Origin of the sequence: Methanolobus zinderi (assembly GCF_013388255.1) — an archaeon.
GTDB classification, from domain to species: domain Archaea; phylum Halobacteriota; class Methanosarcinia; order Methanosarcinales; family Methanosarcinaceae; genus Methanolobus; species Methanolobus zinderi.
The window spans coordinates 2,194,534-2,214,476 of the sequence record NZ_CP058215.1; the positions used below are offsets into that span (position 1 = coordinate 2,194,534).

Annotated in this window: 10 protein-coding genes and 1 CRISPR repeat array (1 of these 11 running past the window's edge); of the genes, 9 read left to right on the plus strand and 1 reads right to left on the minus strand. The window is 42.6% G+C overall.

Annotated features, from left to right (window positions below):
* Positions 1–5,578: a CRISPR direct-repeat array (repeat unit 30 nt; unit sequence GTTAAAATCAGACCTTAGAGGGATTGAAAT) (it extends 1,465 nt beyond the left edge of the window).
* Positions 5,579–5,701: 123 nt separating this feature from the next.
* The 5 genes from HWN40_RS10815 to HWN40_RS10835 all read left to right on the plus strand — a co-directional run bounded on the left by HWN40_RS10815 (position 5,702) and on the right by HWN40_RS10835 (position 12,193).
* Positions 5,702–6,013, plus strand: a complete 312-nt coding sequence (locus HWN40_RS10815) for a nucleotidyltransferase family protein (RefSeq protein WP_176965740.1) — start codon at positions 5,702–5,704, stop codon at positions 6,011–6,013.
* A gap of 465 nt (positions 6,014–6,478) precedes the next feature.
* On the plus strand, positions 6,479–7,789 hold the full coding sequence (locus HWN40_RS10820; protein ID WP_176965741.1) for a right-handed parallel beta-helix repeat-containing protein: 1,311 nt from the start codon (positions 6,479–6,481) through the stop codon (positions 7,787–7,789).
* Between the two features lie 335 nt (positions 7,790–8,124).
* Positions 8,125–9,099, plus strand: coding sequence for a polyphosphate kinase 2 family protein (locus HWN40_RS10825; RefSeq protein ID WP_218165470.1), 975 nt, complete (start codon positions 8,125–8,127; stop codon positions 9,097–9,099).
* A gap of 71 nt (positions 9,100–9,170) precedes the next feature.
* Complete coding sequence (locus HWN40_RS10830) at positions 9,171–11,930, plus strand: cation-translocating P-type ATPase (protein WP_176965742.1); 2,760 nt, start codon at positions 9,171–9,173, stop codon at positions 11,928–11,930.
* A gap of 59 nt (positions 11,931–11,989) precedes the next feature.
* On the plus strand, positions 11,990–12,193 hold the full coding sequence (locus HWN40_RS10835; RefSeq protein ID WP_176965743.1) for a YwbE family protein: 204 nt from the start codon (positions 11,990–11,992) through the stop codon (positions 12,191–12,193).
* 343 nt (positions 12,194–12,536) lie between these two features.
* Here HWN40_RS10835 and HWN40_RS10840 read toward each other — a convergent pair whose 3' ends face one another.
* Positions 12,537–12,722 carry a CxxC-x17-CxxC domain-containing protein gene (locus HWN40_RS10840; RefSeq protein ID WP_176965744.1) on the minus strand — a complete coding sequence of 62 codons (186 nt, stop codon included), beginning with the start codon at positions 12,720–12,722 and terminating at the stop codon, positions 12,537–12,539.
* A 389-nt stretch (positions 12,723–13,111) separates the two neighbouring features.
* Here HWN40_RS10840 and HWN40_RS10845 point away from each other — a divergent pair, with 389 nt between their 5' ends.
* The 4 genes from HWN40_RS10845 (at position 13,112) to HWN40_RS10860 (ending at position 19,899) form a co-directional block, all read left to right on the plus strand.
* Positions 13,112–14,464 carry a dihydrolipoyl dehydrogenase family protein gene (locus HWN40_RS10845; RefSeq protein WP_176965745.1) on the plus strand — a complete coding sequence of 451 codons (1,353 nt, stop codon included), beginning with the start codon at positions 13,112–13,114 and terminating at the stop codon, positions 14,462–14,464.
* 197 nt (positions 14,465–14,661) lie between these two features.
* The gene (locus tag HWN40_RS10850; RefSeq protein WP_176965746.1) at positions 14,662–17,097 is read left to right on the plus strand and encodes a PAS domain S-box protein; all 2,436 of its coding nucleotides are present in this window, start codon (positions 14,662–14,664) and stop codon (positions 17,095–17,097) included.
* A gap of 107 nt (positions 17,098–17,204) precedes the next feature.
* Positions 17,205–18,497 (plus strand): TIGR00341 family protein, encoded by a 1,293-nt coding sequence (locus HWN40_RS10855; protein WP_176965747.1) that lies wholly within the window; start codon positions 17,205–17,207, stop codon positions 18,495–18,497.
* A gap of 109 nt (positions 18,498–18,606) precedes the next feature.
* Positions 18,607–19,899 (plus strand): TIGR00341 family protein, encoded by a 1,293-nt coding sequence (locus HWN40_RS10860; RefSeq protein WP_176965748.1) that lies wholly within the window; start codon positions 18,607–18,609, stop codon positions 19,897–19,899.
* Positions 19,900–19,943: the final 44 nt, after the last annotated feature.

A 19,943-nucleotide genomic window follows, 5' to 3' on the forward strand; every position in this document is an offset into this window, starting at 1 on the left:
ACCTTAGAGGGATTGAAATGGAGAAAAGGACAAAAGCATTCTACGAGAGAGGCAGGTTAAAATCAGACCTTAGAGGGATTGAAATATTACACTGGCCTAAAACAGGCTGAAACTACAAACACGTTAAAATCAGACCTTAGAGGGATTGAAATGTTTAATAGAAAAGGGTGTACTCGCAGTTTATGCAGGGTTAAAATCAGACCTTAGAGGGATTGAAATTTGGATTAGGTGCCAATGAGTTAGCTGAATAGACTTGTTAAAATCAGACCTTAGAGGGATTGAAATTCTGTTTTTGTATCACCCGGATAGCGTCTGAGGTGGGTTAAAATCAGACCTTAGAGGGATTGAAATCAAATCTTCCTTCAACGTATACTTCACACCAAGATCGTTAAAATCAGACCTTAGAGGGATTGAAATTCTGTTATCATCAACGGGGAGCAGATCAAGGACAGTGTTAAAATCAGACCTTAGAGGGATTGAAATAACTATATTTTACCTCACTATGTGCAGTTCATAGTCGTTAAAATCAGACCTTAGAGGGATTGAAATTCTGTAGAAGAAATGCGCACGCTTGCAGAAAGCAATGTTAAAATCAGACCTTAGAGGGATTGAAATGATTTCTTGCTTCTATTTGGCTTAGGCATGGGCCGTGTTAAAATCAGACCTTAGAGGGATTGAAATATGATATAAAGGATATTCAAAAATCTATTAAAATCGGTTAAAATCAGACCTTAGAGGGATTGAAATGAAAAACAGATTAAACTTGTAAAGATCAGTGGCAAAGTTAAAATCAGACCTTAGAGGGATTGAAATATTATTAATTTAGGTATAGTTGATGGTGGTAAATGTGTTAAAATCAGACCTTAGAGGGATTGAAATAAAACACCATAAAAAAGGGATTCTATTAACTTTCCGGTTAAAATCAGACCTTAGAGGGATTGAAATTCTATGTCTTGTTCTTTTAATTTTTCACTTGCTTTTTGGTTAAAATCAGACCTTAGAGGGATTGAAATGTGTTTCCTGCTTCAGCATTTACGCCAATGCCGAACGTTAAAATCAGACCTTAGAGGGATTGAAATCTTTAAGTCGCTGCCCTCGTAGGTGTCAGTTGAAGGTTAAAATCAGACCTTAGAGGGATTGAAATTTGAGCTTCCGGTTGCATAAGAATTATCAATACTCGAGTTAAAATCAGACCTTAGAGGGATTGAAATCAAGCAAGAACATGTCACCGCGGTCATCGGGATCGGGTTAAAATCAGACCTTAGAGGGATTGAAATATTATTTCTGTCATTTTTATTCCTCTTGATTTTTTGTTAAAATCAGACCTTAGAGGGATTGAAATTAATACAGTCCGTTACACCCTCTGTTATTATACAACGTTAAAATCAGACCTTAGAGGGATTGAAATGCGGCACCGTCTGACCCAGTTGTGAGGGTGTATAATGTTAAAATCAGACCTTAGAGGGATTGAAATAGGAGAGGAAATCATGAATTTTAAAGATTTAATATTGTTAAAATCAGACCTTAGAGGGATTGAAATATTTTTTCGGCCACTTTTGAGGGGGTGGTCTGCTCTGTTAAAATCAGACCTTAGAGGGATTGAAATTAGAAAAATAGACTTTTTTAACGGCGATGTAAACGAGTTAAAATCAGACCTTAGAGGGATTGAAATAATTCTTGGTCAGAGTTTGATGTTTTGGTTGATCAGGTTAAAATCAGACCTTAGAGGGATTGAAATCCTGTTATCGAAAACACCATGTTAAAAAGGTGTTAAAGTTAAAATCAGACCTTAGAGGGATTGAAATGAAGCAACATTTGAAGTAGATGGACCAAGCGGTATTGTTAAAATCAGACCTTAGAGGGATTGAAATGAATCGGAAAATGTCATTTATGATCAATTTAAGATAGTTAAAATCAGACCTTAGAGGGATTGAAATATTTTAGCGACTCCGCTCATCATTGTTCCGTTACCAGTTAAAATCAGACCTTAGAGGGATTGAAATATATATTTAATATAGGAGATGTATAACTATGAGCAATAGTTAAAATCAGACCTTAGAGGGATTGAAATATTCATATTACGTTATGGATATTGATAGTTTACTTGGTTAAAATCAGACCTTAGAGGGATTGAAATGAACAATTGAGTATATCAAAAATATTCTAGATGTTTGTTAAAATCAGACCTTAGAGGGATTGAAATATCGCTGTTTATTGTAGATTCTTCTATCTGTGATCTAGTTAAAATCAGACCTTAGAGGGATTGAAATTTAGTAGCATGTCGCCTCTATCTATTTTGGTGATTCGTTAAAATCAGACCTTAGAGGGATTGAAATTTGTCTCAGAGATAAACATATAATTGAATCGTCATGTTAAAATCAGACCTTAGAGGGATTGAAATGCATCATTGGTGACTCACTATATTCTATGTTTGTATGTTAAAATCAGACCTTAGAGGGATTGAAATGACTACCCGAGCCTGAGCACCAATCAAGGAAAGTTGGTTAAAATCAGACCTTAGAGGGATTGAAATTTGATTTTTCCAGTTTCACGGCGTCGAATAGTTCGGGTTAAAATCAGACCTTAGAGGGATTGAAATACAGTGGAATAATCCGCGTAGGGTCGTCCTCTGACGGGTTAAAATCAGACCTTAGAGGGATTGAAATGTGGGTTGGCTTCTCTGTGATGGTTCGGCGGTTAGTGTTAAAATCAGACCTTAGAGGGATTGAAATGCCAAATATCTGCGGAGCGGTGTTTCGTACTAAGAAGGTTAAAATCAGACCTTAGAGGGATTGAAATTCATCTTCAAATTCATCACTGTTATTACCACATAATGTTAAAATCAGACCTTAGAGGGATTGAAATGTCATTGATGAGGTGGTCACATAGAGCTATGCACATGTTAAAATCAGACCTTAGAGGGATTGAAATTCGAGTGCTTCTGCCTTTTGCATCTCAAATATTTTAGTTAAAATCAGACCTTAGAGGGATTGAAATTTGATACGTGGGAGTGGTATGTCAATGGAGTAGTTCGTTAAAATCAGACCTTAGAGGGATTGAAATACATGTATTCTTCATAAGTTGCCATGTCAATTACTCGTTAAAATCAGACCTTAGAGGGATTGAAATCTTTCATATGTGTCTTCAATTTGTCTAATTATATGGGTTAAAATCAGACCTTAGAGGGATTGAAATATTGGGTGAAGGTGGAATAAATGTCCGAGGAGAAATCGTTAAAATCAGACCTTAGAGGGATTGAAATTCTCTTCGTATTTGTCTGTAAAAATGTCTGATGCCCGTTAAAATCAGACCTTAGAGGGATTGAAATCACATAGCACTTTTGGAGACATAGAAAGGGCTTATGGTTAAAATCAGACCTTAGAGGGATTGAAATTAAGTTAGCTTAAGTCAACTTAAGGCAACATAAGCCGTTAAAATCAGACCTTAGAGGGATTGAAATGATACCTTCCAGATCCAGAGCCAGAAGCATACACAAAGTTAAAATCAGACCTTAGAGGGATTGAAATTAAGTTAGCTTAAGTCAACTTAAGGCAACATAAGCCGTTAAAATCAGACCTTAGAGGGATTGAAATACTTTTTACTATTCCATACATTAAGCCGTGTGGGCAGTTAAAATCAGACCTTAGAGGGATTGAAATAGATCATCACAAAAATCAGATATCTCTCGGGCAAACGTTAAAATCAGACCTTAGAGGGATTGAAATAAGTTCTTTCGCCTCTTCGATTTCAATGGGTTCAATGTTAAAATCAGACCTTAGAGGGATTGAAATTCGAGTACGGCGTTATCAGCTTCAATCACATAATGGGTTAAAATCAGACCTTAGAGGGATTGAAATATTGTTGCCAATTCGTTTGACATTCCGTTCAGGAAAGTTAAAATCAGACCTTAGAGGGATTGAAATTCTGCCTCTCCTGTAACAGACAGCCCGTGCACCAATCACGTTAAAATCAGACCTTAGAGGGATTGAAATGGAGTTGGGGGAGTAGTTGGGACCCTTAAAGCAAATGTTAAAATCAGACCTTAGAGGGATTGAAATATTTTTAGACCACGGAGTCAGATTAAGTTTTGAAAAGTTAAAATCAGACCTTAGAGGGATTGAAATCAGATTTTATTAACCGGGCCAGGGCCGAGGGCCTGGGTTAAAATCAGACCTTAGAGGGATTGAAATAAGATATACGCCGTCTATAACTGCATCCCTGGGGAGGGTTAAAATCAGACCTTAGAGGGATTGAAATCCCTGAATGGGTATCTTATGGCGTCGGGGTAAAACTGTTAAAATCAGACCTTAGAGGGATTGAAATTTGTATGTTATTGTAATATCCATTTTAATCATCCTCGTTAAAATCAGACCTTAGAGGGATTGAAATTTTAACGAAGGCGTCAAAGTCGAATTGAATATTATAGTTAAAATCAGACCTTAGAGGGATTGAAATGCGCTTTTAATATTGAGTTTATCCCCACCGCCGCCCGGTTAAAATCAGACCTTAGAGGGATTGAAATCTTTCAGGAAATCAACAGAGGGCTAAAAGAACACGGTTAAAATCAGACCTTAGAGGGATTGAAATTAGTATATCGAAAATAGAAAAAATAGAAAAAAAAAGTTAAAATCAGACCTTAGAGGGATTGAAATAAATCAAAAATAGATCAAGGAATCAACCCCCAGGCTAAGTTAAAATCAGACCTTAGAGGGATTGAAATCTCGCCCGCCGGGTAGCAAATAGTACCATTTTGTAGCGTTAAAATCAGACCTTAGAGGGATTGAAATTTTTACTGTGGGGTAGGCCCTTACTTTTTAAAAGGTGTTAAAATCAGACCTTAGAGGGATTGAAATAATAATCAACATGTTTGATTTTTGAGGTTTAAAGAAGTTAAAATCAGACCTTAGAGGGATTGAAATTAAGAAAGTTTATAGTATTGGAGGTAACAAGCGAGGGTTAAAATCAGACCTTAGAGGGATTGAAATAATATATCCGACTTCTTAAGGCTGAGGGTCTAACGGTTAAAATCAGACCTTAGAGGGATTGAAATGGAAAAACACCAATACAACCACCCAGAGGCAGAGGGTTAAAATCAGACCTTAGAGGGATTGAAATGCAAACTAGTATAGAATGTTATAGTTTTGTATAGTAGTTAAAATCAGACCTTAGAGGGATTGAAATGGATTAGCCCTTATAGATATGGCAATAGATCAAAGGTTAAAATCAGACCTTAGAGGGATTGAAATGGCCGCTATTAAATCGGCAAGCTCAGGCAAGATAAGGGTTAAAATCAGACCTTAGAGGGATTGAAATGGATGTGGGGGATACAATAGGGGCTTATTATTGGAGGTTAAAATCAGACCTTAGAGGGATTGAAATCAGTAAAAAGGATGTAAACGAGGCTATCAAAAATTGGTTAAAATCAGACCTTAGAGGGATTGAAATGTTTCCGGAGTTGAGTTTGACTTCTACCCGGGATATCGTTAAAATCAGACCTTAGAGGGATTGAAATCGGCTTAAAAACTTCCTGTCCTTCCCGGTCGGTAACGTTAAAATCAGACCTTAGAGGGATTGAAACGATGAAGCCACCAAGGATATCAATGCCCCTGACATGAGTATAAGCGACATCATCAAATCTGGAATATTACGTTCTAGTCCTCGATATCAATCAATATAATAAAACACCAGATATCAAATACATATGAACTCATCACTCAAACATAACGCGACTGAGAGATACATTCAACAACTCCATAACCTGCTACCCGAGTTGGAAGACAGATTCAAGGTCAGCTCTCTTGCCATATTCGGCTCTTATGGAAGGAGAGAACAAACAGATTCAAGTGATCTTGACATTTTGGTAGAGTTCAGTGAAGCTCCTGGCCTCCTTGAATTCGTCGAACTTGAAAATTACCTTTCTGACACCTTAGGAGTAAAAGTGGATCTGGTGCTTAAAAGTGCCTTGAAACCAAATATTGGAGAGAACATACTGAACGAGGCAGTATCGGTATGAAAAAACGCTACAAAAGAAATACCTGCAATCGAACCTCAAATCAAACAAATACTTAATGAAATAACATCTTCTTGATGGATTTTGTACAAAATCTACAAGAAGAAAACAAGTATTTGTTTCCTGATAATTTCAGCCATTTTTGATTCCTTAATTAAATACCACGCATTTTGACCAACACATTACTTTTAAGGAAGCCCTAAAAATACCTTAAAACAGCTTTAGACCAACTTAAGCCCTTTTTTACACCTGCAATCTTATATATACTTTAAAGTATATTATCGAGGAGCATGTCACAAAATATAGTTACATTGTGTTGACTCTTTAACGGCGGGACGGATGATTTCCCCAAATCTCCATACAGGTCTCCCTTAAATAGCCAATATTGACCCATAACTGTATTTTTGGCAGCAAGACCTGAATAATCGAAAAACGGCTATAAGAACTCAATCGTTGAGAGATTAAAAAATGGTTCAAAAAAGAAAAACTACAGGCCTTTTAATGGTATGCCTGTTCCTTGGTTTAAGCCTCGGGACGGCAATTGCTTCAGCGGCCGACACCACCACCGATGAAGAAACTAACTACACAGTAAGCATTTCCAAAGACGCCACCACGACACTCGTTCACACAAGTGAAGGAGAGCTCATTTTCGAAGGAAATAATGACGTAGAAGCCATAAAGGCTGCAGTGAATGCTGTTGATGAAGGTACCATCCTCTTCAATCCGGGAACATATATGGTCAGTTCGGTGATCGGACTTAAATCCAATATAACCCTGGAAGGAAACGATGCGGTACTCAAAGGATACAGCATCTTCAATATACAAAATGCTAACAATGTTACAATAAGAGGGTTCGAATTCAGCAACCCTGACCAGTCATACCTGTCTGTTGCAGGCGGAATCGGGCTCATTGAATTTGAGAACAGTAACAACTGTCTTGTCGAAGACAATACGTTCACAAACTTCAGAAGCTACGGAGTATACCTTGATGTCAACTCACCGTCCCAGTGGAACGAAGAGATAACCATAAAGGACAACGACTTCACTTACTTCGGCTATGCCGGTGTTATGATAGGCAAGCAGGCAAGCAACATCTACGTTGATAACAACCTCTTCAAGGATATCAACACCAAGAAGATCAACGTGAACTCATATGGTGTTGCAGTTGCCAAGGGAAGTAGCGCATACAAATATTCCGAGAATATCTACATCAGGAAGAATACCATCGAGAACAACCCCGTATGGGAAGGCATCGACAGTCACGGATCCAAGAATATCTACATCGAAGACAACAATATAACCGATGTAAAGATACCAATTGCAGTATCCCACAGTACCAGTGACGGAAGCTACCCTGAAACCCTGCACGGTGTGAAGATCACAGGCAACTATATCCAGGGCTACACCAACGGTCAGAAGCAGGACTCCGGTATCTATGTCATAGGCGGACACGGAGGAACTGTCCTTGCACCTATACAAAGAGTGATCGTCTCTGACAACACCATCCGTGATGTCAACAACTGGCTTATTGCAGATGATGGTGCAATCGTTCTTCAGAGCGTGGAAAAGGCTATCGTTGAGAACAACGACATATCAGGAGTCGGTGGAACAGGAATCAACCTCGAGAACACCGACAACGTGATCGTAAGAAGCAACAGCATAGCCAACGTGAAGCCAATATCAGGTGCAACCCAGGGACTGGAAATCATATCCAGTGGTAGCAACCTCATATTTGAGAACAACAACTTCGACGGTACAGTACAGATTCCAGGCGTCTGAAACCTACACATATAACCGCAATCAGGGAATATGCCTGATTGTATCAGTATAATATAAGACACATGGTTGGCGGACCTGTACCTGTCCGTCAACCCTGCCTCCTTTCTTTATTTCTCCAGCATTTCAATGCTGACAGGTATTTGGATGAATTTTTGTTTTTTTAGCCTTTATAATTCAAAAAATCTTCTGTGCAGGTTGGAATTTTCATAACAAAGTTTCTTCTAATTATTTCTTTTATTTATCTATACTCGCAGGTTCGATTTAATTATTGATAATCTAACGTGGGACATAAAGAGTGGCATAGCCGTCCGGGAAACAAATGAAGGTGGCAGACAATGACAACCATACCTGAAGAAATGGAAGACAGAATAAAAGCAGTGATGGACATCATGAGGGTCCCGCCGGACGAAAAGATAGATCTGGAGAAGGACTACGATCCTGGCTTCACAGGTAAGTGGATGAAAAAGAAAGAGGCAAAGGAAACTCTTGTCAGGGGAATCCGGCTATTGGCAGAGATGCAGAACAAGCTCTATGCTCAGGACCAGTATGCCCTGCTCATAGTACTTCAGGCCCTTGATGCAGCCGGAAAGGACAGCACCATAAAACACGTAATGTCGGGAATCAATCCGCAAGGAGTCGATGTCCACAGTTTCAAAACTCCCTCCGGAGAAGAACTGGACCACGATTACTTGTGGCGCAACTTCAAAGCGCTTCCTGCCCGCGGCCGTATAGGTATCTTCAACCGTTCCTACTATGAGGAAGTACTTGTCGTGCGTGTGCATCCCGAATTCCTCGCAAGCCAGAAGCTACCTCCCATTCTGAAAGACAAACATATCTGGAAACGGCGTTTCGAGGAGATAAACAACTTTGAAAAATACCTTGTGGACAACGGCATTATAGTTCTCAAGTTCTTCCTGTACGTTTCCAAAGAGAAGCAGAGAGAGCGTTTTCTGGAAAGGGCACTGCTGCCGGAAAAGAACTGGAAGTTTTCTACGGCGGATATGAAAGAAAGAGCAAGATGGGACGAATATATCGCCGCCTACGAAGACATGTTCAATCATACAAGTACCGAGTGGGCACCCTGGTATGTAGTGCCTGCCGATCACAAGTGGTTCACGCGACTGGCGGTAGCCGCGGTGATATACAACACAATGGATAAACTCAACCTGACGTATCCTGTTGTCAGCGAGCAGCAGAAGCAAGCTTTGCTTGCAGCTAAAGAAGAACTTGAGAATGAAAGCGGAGATCCGGATGATAAAGCTGTCCGGAAGGCCAGAGCAAAGACTGCTGCTTCCAGGAAGAAGAAATAGACGGCTCGAGCATAAACCCGCAAGCATGGACTCCGAAGACCCCACGCCTTTCAAACAAAGGGAGTAGGAATATGTCATCCAGATCAGATCATACTGACCTTTCGGGTTCTGCCCGGAAAGAATCGGAAATCAAATGGTATACGCTTGATACAGAAGAAGTTGCCAAACGGCTCCAGGTCGATCCTTCAAGGGGTCTGAGTGAAGCAGAAGCTAAGGAACGTTTGAAACTGTATGGCCAAAACCATCTGGAGGATAAGAAAAAAGAGCCGGGTTGGCGTGCATTCCTGCGGCAGTATAAGGACCTCATGCAAATAGTCCTGCTTTCGGCGGCTATTGTCAACCAGATATTCACCGGCGACCTGAAAACCACGCTGGCACTTGTCGGTCTGACTGTTTTTAATGCTATGTTAAGCCTGCGCGGGGAAGCAAAGGCCACGGCCAGCCTGGCTGCTCTGGCCGGAACGATGAAGGTCAATGCCCGCTTGCGCCGTGGTGGTGAAGTGCAGGAGGTTGATATCTCACAGGTGGTGCCAGGAGATATTGTACTTATGGAGGCAGGAGATGTTGTTCCTGCTGATGGAAGGCTGTTCCTGACAGCCACGCTGGAGGTAGAGGAAGCTGCCCTCACAGGAGAGAGTGTTGCCTCGCCGAAGAATAGCGATTCTATCGATACGGACGGGGTGTCACTTGGTGACCGGCACAACATGGCCTATATGAACACATCAGTCACCCGAGGCCGGGGCGAGATGATTGTCACTACTACCGGCATGGGTACCCAGATGGGTCATATTGCGGACCTGCTAAACAAGACAAAGGCAGATAAGACTCCTCTACAAAAACAGCTTGACAGGCTCACGATGATCATTGCAGGACTGGCGGGTATTGCATTTATTCTTATGGTCATTTTGGGACTGAACAACGGTCAACCTATTGATACTATATTTATCTCCGGCGTGGCACTTGCTATCGCTGCAATCCCTACCGGTCTTCCTGCAGTGGTTACCACCATGTATTCCACGGGCACACGGGCGCTGGCAGCCCAAAACGCTATCGTTAAGCGGTTGCCATCGGTGGAGACCCTTGGTTCCGTTTCAGCCATCTGCACTGACAAGACCGGTACACTGACACTCAACAAAATGACTGCACGCGAATTCTCAGTGCCGGGCAAGAATCACTATAAGGTTACAGGAGAAGGATACAGCATACAGGGACAACTCCTCAACGATGGTGGTATTAAGGTCGATCTCGATGATGTCCTGTTGCCCATGGCCCTGTGCGCAGATGCCCGGCTGGATGGTGAAGAACTTATCGGCGATCCTACAGAAGGCGCACTGATAGTGCTGGCAGCCAAGGGAGGCATTGATCTTGAGGGAGTCAGGCAACGCTATCCACGTGTTGCAGAGGTTCCTTTCGATGCAGAATACAAGTTCATGGCAACCTTCCACAACATGACAAACGCCCAAGGGGAGCCTGTTGTACGCTGCTGTGTAAAGGGTGCGCCGGACGTGTTGATCGCACGTGCAGGTTCCTTCTGGATGCCGGGAGGAGACGTGGAGCCGATCAATGAAGAGGGGAAGGCTGTAGCACTTAAAGAGAACAAACGTATGGCTGAATCAGGTGAACGTGTAATGGTTATTGCACGTCGTGACTTCGATCCGGAGACCTTTAATCCCAAAGGAAATCTCCTTGACCTTATAACTGACCTGACACTTCTTGCAATGGTCGGTATTGTCGATCCGCCACGTGCCGAGGCAAAAGATGCCATCGCCAAATGCCATAACGCCGGCATACAGGTGCGCATGATCACCGGTGATCATGCAGTGACGGCTGCCGCCATTGGTGATGAACTGGGTATTAAAGGCAATGCACTCACAGGAGCCCAATTTGCTGCTATTCCTGATGAGAAGTTGAAGTCACAACTTGACCAGATCGGTGTGGTTGCACGGGTGACACCAGAGGACAAGATAAGACTGGTGACTCTGCTCCAGCAGAATGAGAACATAGTGTCAATGACAGGCGACGGGGTCAATGACGCACCGGCACTCAAGAAGGCCGACATAGGAGTAGCCATGGGCATCACAGGTACCGAGGTCTCCAAAGATGCGGCTGTTATGATCCTTACCGACGATAACTTTGCCACCATTGTCAAGGCAGTGGAATATGGGCGTCAGATCTATAACAACCTGTTCAACTTCGTTCGCTTCCAGATGGGACAACTGGTAGCCTACATTACCTGCTACCTGCTGGCTGCGTTCTTTTTCGTACTCAATGGAACTCCATTTTCAGCACTTGTAGTCCTGTTCCTGAACTTCCTGATATCTGTCCCGGTGGCTATAGCACTTGGATTAGATGAACGGGCCACAGGCCTGATGGAAAAGAAACCCAGACCGTTGAAACAACCTCTCTTGTCAACTTCGCAGTGGATACGCATCACCTTCCTGGGAATCCTGATGGCAGTGGCCACTGTATATCTGGAAGCAATCTACGAGACAAGCAGCACAGCTACTGCAGCAAGCGTGGGCTTTGTGGCTTTTTCCCTTCTCAGCATATCCAGAGGGCTCAGTTCCCGCAGCGAGACAGAAACCGCATTCAATCGGGATATTATTCATGACAGGACCCAGGTACAGCTATATGGAGCGGCTTTGTTGATTACCATCCTGGCAACAGAACTTGACTTCCTGCAGCGCATTCTGGGACTGGTTCCATTGAGAGAGGGACAGTGGCTGATCTGCATTTCTGTAGCTATCGGTTTGTTGCTCGTTGATGAGGTGATCAAAATATTCATGCGCAGCCGACGCAGCCATGAAACAGCAGCCCCTGTCACTTCATAACCAGACCTGATATTCTCATATATGAATAGCCTTATATATACACAAACCTACCTTGCGCCATGAATCCAGGCAAAACCAGAGAAAATATCAAGATAGGATTAAACGTAGGCATCGTCCTAAAACAGGACCAGAAAAGCGGGAAAATAACCCGGGGTGTTGTCAAAAGGATACTGACAAAATCCCCATCCCACCCACATGGCATAAAAGTGCAACTGGAAGATGGCTGTGTCGGAAGAGTAAAGGAAATTCACTCAAATAAATGATTGTTTTTTATCTGCCTGTTCAGACATTTCGTGTATAGCATGCAAAACTTTTCTGGCAGCTCGTACATCTTGACGAGGACTTGAATGTTGCTCCAAAGTCACCCGGCTTACCGGAAACTGTCGAAACACAAACAATGCACTGACCCAGTGGTATAGTAGAAATTATTTGAGAACCACAGGCCGGACACAGTACTTTTTCAATTTTCATATTAAAATGCCTCCATCTGGCTTACGCTAATTTATTTTGGAAAAAGAGAGAATTGGCAGAAGATTGCCGTAAAATATGAGTTTTCCGTAAGTCGCCTGCCTTTAAAAGTTCATTGAAGATAATACTTCAATTAAATTAATATCTTGAAGGTTTGTGTTTCTGGAAACACTCCCTGCAGTAAACAGGTCTGTCACCATCTGGTTTGAACGGTACTTCTGTTTCCTGTTTGCAGTCTGAGCATGTTGCCTTGTGCATCTCTCTTGGACCACTGGATCTGAAGCCGCCGCCTCTACCTTTTCCGCCTCTGTTATCGTATCCCATTATTAATTTCTCCTTAAATTTTATTTAGTTCCCCCGAATGATATCGGGACCGAGAATCTTCGCATGACTTGTTTACCTGATTATACCAGATCTTCATTCCGATACGATTAACTCTAACTGTCCAATTAATTGTAAAAAAGAAACACACAAAAGTAGAGTAATTCTTTGTTAAATCATTGATCAATCGAACTATACCTGTAGTATCACCCTATTTTATATAAACCCAATCCTGAAAAGAGAAAATAGAGATCTAAAGGCAACGAATACAATAATAAAATATGAATGATAAATAATGCATAAGTCTTATTTCAGTTCTTTTTTGATTATTTTAATGCTATTTCAGGTAATGCTAAATAATAATAGAAATTAAGTTTTTCCGGGTGAGTGATATGACAGAAAAATATGATGCTTTTGTAATCGGTACCGGTGCCTCAGGAACCACTTTTGCATATAAGTTACTGGATGCAGGCAAAAAAGTAGCGGTCGCCGATTGCAGGGCCTACGGAGGGACCTGCGCTCTGAGGGGTTGCATCCCAAAAAAGGTCCTCTACGGTGCAGCCAGCATTGTTGATGCACACAACAGAATGCTGGGAAAAGGCACCGGTGATACAAGAAATACTGTGAAATGGAAAGAACTTATAGATTTTAAAAGAACCTTCACGCAACCCCATCCAGATCGTCATGAACAAAACTTCAGGGATTCCGGTATCGACACCTATCATGGGGTGGTGAGCTTTGAGGATGAATCCACTTTAGTGGTCAATGATCAGAGAATACAGGCAGATCAAATAGTTATTACCACCGGATCAAAGCCCCGTGAGCTCAACATAGCCGGTGAGGAGTATCTGGTAACAAGTGAAGAATTCATGGAACTGGAAGATATCCCGGAAAAGATAATATTTGCAGGCGGAGGCTACATCTCCTTTGAATTTGCCCACGTTGCTGCAAGGTGCGGATCACAGGTAACTATATTGCAAAGGGGAGATCGTGTCTTGAAGAATTTTGATCCGGACCTGGTGGATATGCTTATAAAAGCATCCGAGGACGCTGGCATCCGGGTGATCACCGGTCGAAGCCTTGAAAGAATAGAGAAGATGGGCGATGGTTTCAAAGTAACAGGCTGCTGCACAGAGGGTGGAAAAGAAGATACTTTTTCAGCAGACATGGTAGTACACGGACTGGGAAGGGTTCCCGCCCTGGAAGAACTTCATCTTGGAAAAGGCGGTGTGGAAACAGACGACAGGGGAAACATAAAGCTGAACGAATACCTCCAGAGTGTCTCAAACCCCGGAGTTTACGCAGCAGGTGACTGCATACAGCCGGGACCCATGTTGACCCCTGTTGTAAGCATGCAGGGAGATGTGGCAGCAAGCAATATGATCGAAGGCAACAAGTACACTGCAGATTACAGCGTCATACCCTCGACTGTGTTTACTATACCTCCCCTTGCAGGGGTAGGGATCACGGAAAACAGGTCATCGGACAGGCATAAAGTACTCTTCCATGATATGAGTGAATGGTATTCAGCAAAAAGAATAAATCTGGGATATGCAGCATCAAAGGTAATCATCGATGAAGAAACTGACAGGATACTCGGAGCCCACATTCTTGGTCCAGAGGCTGAAGAGCTGATCAACATATTTGCAGTTGCCATGAAATATGATATTACGGCAACACAACTCAAATCCACTGTATATTCATATCCCACACTGGGATATGATCTGAACTATATACTAAAATAAGGATGCAGCAGAATCCACACTGCTGTATTCACACTATTTCTTTATTCAACTAATCATTTGCTTTAATAAATTCTGAGACGATAGAGTTGATATACTTAATTATAAATATGTCTATATACTAATTTAAATATGCTAAATATTGCAGCATAAAAAAAGCTGTTTCTTCCCAAAAACGCATAAATCATGAGGAGTTTTGCATGGCTTCCACACAATACGAAAAAATCCCGCCTATTAAGCCAGAGGAAAAAATGGAAAACTCCGGAAAACTTCTGGACGAGCTGCCTGTAGGGGTGATCTCATTTGATAAACAGGGCAATATTCTGGAAGTGAACAGATTTCTTCTGGATATTTTAGGTTCACCTTCAGCAGAAGCAACCAAAAAGATCAATATGCTCAGCTTTCCTCCGCTTGTATCCTCCGGTATATCCGGAACTATCAGGCAGACATTAAAAAACGGAGAGACCACTTCAATCGAGACATTTTACAATTCCCGGTGGGGAAAGAATCTTTTTTTACGCATAAAAATTGTCCCATATAAAACCGATGAAGGCAATATTGCCGGATGCCATGCCATAATCGAGGATGCAACGGAAGTTGTCAAAACCGAAAAACAGCTTGAACAAAAGGATCTGAAAGAAAGACTTATTTCACAGATATCCAGTAAGTTCATAAATAGTACATTTAAGGACATCGATAAAGAGATTAAAACGGCTCTGGAACAAATGGCAAGATTCCTGGATGCCGAACGTGCAGTACTTTTCTCAATAACAGAAGACGGCAAATACGTTACAAAGACACATGAATGGCATTCTGATAATGTACATTCGTTCATAAAGATAAATGAAAGAATCCCGAAAGAAAAGTTTGTATCAAAACAACTTGAAAACCTGGATATTGTCAGTATTTATGATGTTGAGGAACTACCTGAAGAAGATACACTTAAAAAATCTCTAAAAGAGGTAAATATTACTTCGGCTGTTTTAATACCTCTCTCCTTAAGAGGATCATTTAAAGGCTTCATTGGTCTAGACTCAATAACAGGTCCCAAGAAATGGGATGATGATATATTCAATTTGTCAAAGCTTGTAGGAGAAATGATAACCAGTCTTCTTGAGCGTAAGCACGCAGAAAGTCTGCTACTCGAAAAAGAAAAAGAATATGAAGAGGTTATAGACGCCATTGATGCAATCATATGGAAGGCGGATGTTGACAGAGAAGGTAATTTTACAAGAACCTACATCTCCTCTTCAGCTGATAGTATACTTCAACTGCCTACGGGCTCTATTGGAAATGATTGGGACAAATATTTTTCACATGTGCATCCCGATGACATGCAGAATATCCATGATACGTTCCAGAAGGGTTTTCAAAACCCAGGAGTTTTCTTTAACGCTGATTACCGACTTGTTACAAGCAGCGGCGAAATAGTCTGGGTCAATTCGAATGGGACAGCACACGTGTTGCAGGATGGAACTTTACGGGTATTCGGAAACTCCACAAATATCACAGAGCGAAAGAATGCTGAAGAGCAGATCACAAAAAATGAAAAGAAATACAGATCCCTTTTTGAACAGTCAAATGATGGCATTATCCTGAACACGCTGGATGGCCGGATAGTTGATACAAATAATAGAGTCTGTGAAATGACAGGATATACCAGAGAACAACTCCTGAACATGTCGGTCCTTGACCTTCAGACTCCGGATGAGCGGATAGAAGGAGTAAATGTTCTGAAAAAATTCAGGATGGAGGGTTCTTTTAGCGGGGAAACAGAATACCTCACAGCAAATGGCAGTATTATATTTGTCAAAATCGACGCTACAATCCTCGAAGGATATAGTAATCTTGCCCAGGCCGTAATAAGAGATATAACCGAACAGAAAATAGCAGAAGAAGCCATGTTCAATGCAAAGATTGAGGCTGAGACGGCTAGCAGGATTAAGAGCGAGTTCCTTGCCAATATGAGCCATGAACTGCGCACACCACTTAATTCCATAATTGGTTTTTCGGACATGCTCATGGAGGGACATGCGGGGCATCTGGAAGAGAAACAGAGCAGGTATGTTAAAAACGTATCAGAGAGCGGAAAATATCTTCTTACGCTGATAAACAATATACTCGACATTGCAAAGATTGAAAGTGGAAAAATGGAGCTTGAGCCCGAGAATTTCACAATCGGAGAAATGTTCGACGATGTTGAGAATCTTATGGGCCATCTTGCCAAGAAAAAACACATCGAATTCCATGTGGAAAAGCCTGAGTATATCCAATTATTCGCTGATAAACTGAAGATAAAACAGATCATCTATAATCTGCTAAGCAATGCCATCAAATTCACTCCCGAGTACGGGATTGTAAGCATTTTTGCAAGATCTTCTGACAATGAGATCATTATTTCCATACAGGATAGCGGTATTGGAATCGCCCGGGAGAACTTAAAAGAGATGTTCAGGCCTTTCAGACAGCTCGAGAGTTCCCTATCGCGCCAGTACATGGGAACAGGTCTTGGGCTGTCCATTGTAAAAAAACTAGTAGAACTGCATGGTGGCAGCGTCAGTGTTGAAAGCGAAATTGGGAAGGGAAGTATGTTCAGCTTTACAATACCCATCACAGCCCCTTCAACGGACACATAAAGATAACTTTTTTGAAAATACCTGCAATACAGGTAATTAAAACCGGAAAAAACCTTACTTAATAAAGTTTCATACAGGACTATATCTTCAGCAAGTCATTATAAATTATGCGAATAGTTCAGGTGCTTATCCCAAATGGAAAACGGGAGCCAGTACTGGCTGTACTTGACGAAGAAGAAATCGATTATGCGGTATGGGAAGAAACAGGAAGAGGAGATTTTGAAGCCCTTGTACAGTTCCCCATTCCTCCCATTGGTGTTGAACCCATATTTGAGAAACTGCTGGAGGCAGGTATAAGCAAAGATACCTATGCTGTAGTTTATTCTCCTGAGACAGTTGTTTCTTCCCGCCTGGGTAAATTGCAAAAAAAATACTCGGGCAAACGTATTGCCAGGGAGGAGCTAATTGCGCGTGCAGAAGATCTTGCACCTGCCACCTCGACATTCTTTGCATTCCTTATTCTGAGTACTATTATTGCTACCGGAGGACTGCTTCTCGACTCGGCCGCAACAATTATCGGAGCCATGGTAGTTGCCCCGCTTATGGGACCTGCAGTGTCCGCCAGTGTAGGAACAATCCTTGACTTAAGAAAGCTCGCATCCAGAGGCGTTATACTGCAGGTTACCGGCCTTCTGGCTGCAATCGCAACCGCCGCGATCATCGGTTACCTCGTTCAGCAGACTATACTTGTACCAGCCGGACTGGATATCCGTGAGATCCCCCAGGTCGCCGAACGTACAAGCCCGAACTTCCTGTCCCTTTTCCTTGCCCTTGGTTCAGGACTTGCCGGAGCCATAAGCATCATGCGCGGTTCCGGATCAACACTGGTAGGAGTTGCAATTGCAGTTGCACTCGTTCCACCTGCGGCGACCGCCGGACTTGGGATTGCCTGGGGCCTGCCAGGAGTGGCACTTACTGCATCTGTACTGGTACTGGTAAACCTGCTTGCTATCAATGTATCCGCACTTGCCCTTTTCTGGATCTCGGGGTTCAGGCCCATGGAGGAAACTGCAGTCGGTCGTGCTCGTAAAGCTGTGATCGGACGTGCGGTCATCCTTTTGATCGCCATTGCTATCCTTTCTATTGTACTCGCACTTGTCACATATTCCACCTACGAAACATCCCTGGTCCAGGAACAGATCCAACAGGAAGTACAGAACATGTATGATGAATCCGGGTGGGCTGAAGAGGGAGTGATACTTGTAAGTACAAATGTAGAGTATGAACCTGCAGACCTTCTGCTGGGTGATCCTCCCACGGCTTCCGTACTGATAGGCTATCAGGCAGGGCAGACCATACCACCCGACATTGCCCAAAGGGTCGATGATCGTCTCAAGGATACTATTGGGATGGATGTCGTCGTAAGGGTTGGATTCATCGAATCGCAACAGGCTGCCTGAAAGTTTTAGCTTTTTCTTCGGGTGTACTGTAAAAACGATTCTTTTTCTAAAAATGACAGCAGACATGTGTTTCTGTGAATTTTGAAATTAACTTAAGAAGGTGTAATAAATGCGAGTAGTTCAAGTACTAATCCCAAATGGAAAACGAGAGCCAGTGCTGGCCGTGCTTGACGAAGAAGAAATCGATTACGCGGTATGGGAAGAAACAGGAAGAGGAAATTTTGAAGCCCTTGTGCAGTTTCCGATCCCTCCGATAGGTGTTGAACCTATAATGGAGAAACTGCGAGATGCAGGTATAAGCAAGGACTCCTATGCAATAGTTTTCTCTCCTGAGCTCGTGGTTTCTGAAAGGATCGGAGCGTTGCAAAAGCGCTTCTCAGGCAAACGGATCGCCAGGGAAGAACTCATTGCGCGCGCTGAAGAACTTGCACCTGCTACCTCGACATTCTTTGCATTCCTTATCCTGAGCACCGTTATTGCTACCGGAGGGCTGCTACTCGACTCGGCTGCGACAATTATTGGAGCCATGGTGGTTGCCCCGCTTATGGGGCCGGCCATCTCTGCAAGTGTAGGAACGGTACTTGACTACAGAAAACTTGCATCAAGAGGAGTGATATTACAGGTTACCGGCCTTCTTGCTGCAATCGCAACCGCCGCTATCATCGGATATATTGTACAGCAGACCACACTTGTAGCTCCTGGACTTGATATTCGCACTATACCACAGATCGCCGAGCGTACGAGTCCTAACTTCCTGTCCCTTTTCCTTGCTCTTGGTTCCGGACTTGCAGGTGGTATCAGTATCATGCGTGGTGCAGGATCAGCACTCGTAGGAGTTGCTATTGCTGTTGCACTTGTTCCGCCTGCAGCGACCGCAGGACTTGGAATTGCATGGGGCCTGACTGGAGTTACACTCACCGCAGGTGTGCTCGTACTTGTGAACCTGCTTGCAATCAATGTATCTGCACTTGTCCTTTTCTGGATCTCGGGTTTCAGGCCTATGGAGAAAACTGCGATTGGTCGTGCACGTATATCTGTAATAGTACGTGTAGGTGTTCTTGTGGTTGCCATTGCTGTACTTTCTATTGTGCTTGCAGTGGTCACATATACCTCTTACCAGAGCACACTGTTTCAAGAAGAGATGAAGCAGGAGATAGAGACTATGTATGAGGAAACGGGTTATGCTGACCAGGGGGTTCTCCTTCTCGATACAACAATTGACTACACACCTACAGACTTTTTGCTAAATTATCCTCCCGAGGTTTCCATAATCATAGGTTACCGGGAAGGACAGGACATCCCTCCCGATGTTGCCACCCAGGTTGATGAACGTCTGAAAGAGAATACAGGTCTGAATCCTGTTGTAACTGTTGAGTTCATTCAATCACAGCAATCCGCCTGAAAGCTTGGTTTTTCTTTTGGGCACCATATCAAAAAACGACTTTT

What these genes read in the sequence shown, in the direction of transcription:
- HWN40_RS10815 (WP_176965740.1), top strand. Translation starts at nt 5,702, where the DNA reads ATGAACTCATCACTCAAACATAACGCGACTGAGAGATACATTCAACAA.
- HWN40_RS10820 (WP_176965741.1), top strand. Translation starts at nt 6,479, where the DNA reads ATGGTTCAAAAAAGAAAAACTACAGGCCTTTTAATGGTATGCCTGTTC.
- HWN40_RS10825 (WP_218165470.1), top strand. Translation starts at nt 8,125, where the DNA reads ATGACAACCATACCTGAAGAAATGGAAGACAGAATAAAAGCAGTGATG.
- HWN40_RS10830 (WP_176965742.1), top strand. Translation starts at nt 9,171, where the DNA reads ATGTCATCCAGATCAGATCATACTGACCTTTCGGGTTCTGCCCGGAAA.
- HWN40_RS10835 (WP_176965743.1), top strand. Translation starts at nt 11,990, where the DNA reads ATGAATCCAGGCAAAACCAGAGAAAATATCAAGATAGGATTAAACGTA.
- HWN40_RS10840 (WP_176965744.1), bottom strand. Translation starts at nt 12,722, where the DNA reads ATGGGATACGATAACAGAGGCGGAAAAGGTAGAGGCGGCGGCTTCAGA.
- HWN40_RS10845 (WP_176965745.1), top strand. Translation starts at nt 13,112, where the DNA reads ATGACAGAAAAATATGATGCTTTTGTAATCGGTACCGGTGCCTCAGGA.
- HWN40_RS10850 (WP_176965746.1), top strand. Translation starts at nt 14,662, where the DNA reads ATGGCTTCCACACAATACGAAAAAATCCCGCCTATTAAGCCAGAGGAA.
- HWN40_RS10855 (WP_176965747.1), top strand. Translation starts at nt 17,205, where the DNA reads ATGCGAATAGTTCAGGTGCTTATCCCAAATGGAAAACGGGAGCCAGTA.
- HWN40_RS10860 (WP_176965748.1), top strand. Translation starts at nt 18,607, where the DNA reads ATGCGAGTAGTTCAAGTACTAATCCCAAATGGAAAACGAGAGCCAGTG.